Origin of the sequence: Rhodanobacter spathiphylli B39 (assembly GCF_000264295.1) — a bacterium.
In the GTDB taxonomy this organism is placed as follows: domain Bacteria; phylum Pseudomonadota; class Gammaproteobacteria; order Xanthomonadales; family Rhodanobacteraceae; genus Rhodanobacter; species Rhodanobacter spathiphylli.
Genome location: NZ_AJXT01000086.1, coordinates 1 through 1508 on the forward strand (window position 1 = coordinate 1; position 1508 = coordinate 1508).

1 protein-coding gene and 1 pseudogene are annotated in these 1508 nt (G+C 56.8%); both read left to right on the top strand.

What is annotated here, in order from left to right; genetic code table 11:
• Window positions 1-495: pseudogene (locus UU7_RS18725) on the top strand (hypothetical protein); the annotation flags it as partial.
• Window positions 488-1357, top strand: a complete 870-nt coding sequence (locus UU7_RS17830; RefSeq protein WP_157582417.1) for an RHS repeat-associated core domain-containing protein — start codon at window positions 488-490, stop codon at window positions 1355-1357. The pseudogene UU7_RS18725 and the gene UU7_RS17830, both read left to right, overlap by 8 nt.
• The last annotated feature ends 151 nt before the right edge of the window (window positions 1358-1508 follow it).

Here is a 1508-nt window from a genome sequence, read left to right on the forward strand (position 1 = left end):
CAGGTCAACGGCGGCAGCTGGAGCAGCGTGCAGAACAGCACCGCCAGCAGCCTGGCGATCAGCGGCAAGACCAGCGCCAGCTACGGCTACCGGGTGGAGGCGTGCAACACCAATGGCTGCGGCCAATGGAGCACGACCAAGACGATCGCGGTCGGCGTGATACCGGCGGTGCCGGGCACGCCGAGCGTGCATGCGTCGGGGCCGAGCGACAAGCCGGTGGTCACCGTCAGCTGGAGCGCGGTGGCCGGCGCGACCAGCTACACGGTGGAGGAGACCGATCCGGGGAGCAGCGTTGGCGACACGTTCTACAGCGGCCCCAATACTTCCGCGAGCTCAATCATCTTCGCGACGGGCACGGTGAAGTTCCGGGTGAAGGCGTGCAACGCCACCGGCTGCTCGGGCTGGAGCGGTTACGGCTCGGTCACGCTGCAGTCGGACTTCGGGCTGGCGGCGCCGGCCGAAGCGAGCTCGACGCAGGAGGTGTCCGGTGAATAAGCAAGCACGCTGTCTGGCGACGCTGGTGCTGTGGCTGCTGGCCATGATGGCCCACGCCGGCACGGTGACCTACGTGTACACCGACGCGCAGGGCACGCCGGTGATGGAAAGCGATGCGCAAGGCCACATCACGAAGCGGTTCGAGTACACGCCGTACGGCATGCCGGTGACGAGCGTGGGCGCAGCGCCGGACGGGCCGGGGTATACCGGGCATGTGAACGACCCCGAGACGGGGCTCGTGTACATGCAGGCGCGGTATTACGATCCGGAGGTGGGGCGATTCTTGAGTGTGGATCCGGTGGGACCTCAAGCGGGTAACATTTTTAATATCGGTCGTTTTGGCTATGTTAGTGGGAATCCGATCATGTTGGTTGATCCGTCCGGAAGATCGCCAAGGCATGGAAAGGATATGGAAATATGTAATGAGCCGGTTCCATGCGATAGCGGGGGGCCATCACGCGTTCAGTTGACGCCATCACCATTTTCCATGCCACTTACTACAGCTCAGCTCGCCGAGGCAGACAAGAGCCCGGCAGGCCTTGTTGTCATTGGAGGTCGCGGGGTATTGCAGTCGGGCTGTGGTAATAATTGTGTATACATATGGAGATATCAGCTAATAAATGCGGAGGGTGTCGAAGTTTATCCGGATGGTACGGTGAGAGAACACGTAACGCGTATTTCCTTTAGGGGTAATAAAGATTATTATGACAGTAATACAAACGATTCATTTCAGATCTTCTATAATGGAGTTATAACCGACAAGGTTGGAGTTTCTGGCTCTAATTTTCCACGAAATCAATATTCCGACATGGTATTTAGGCAAACTTTTACAGTTCGTACTGGGGTGGGGAGTTTGACCTGAAGACCGCCCTGATTCATCGCGTTCAAATAATTGGCGGTAAAGAATATACTGATGTTCAGATTGAGACGCCATGAAAGAGGGTTTATGAAATGAAGCGCGTTGTTTCCATCCTAATTTGCGTGTTTTTAGGGATGGTCTGATCAATTAAGTT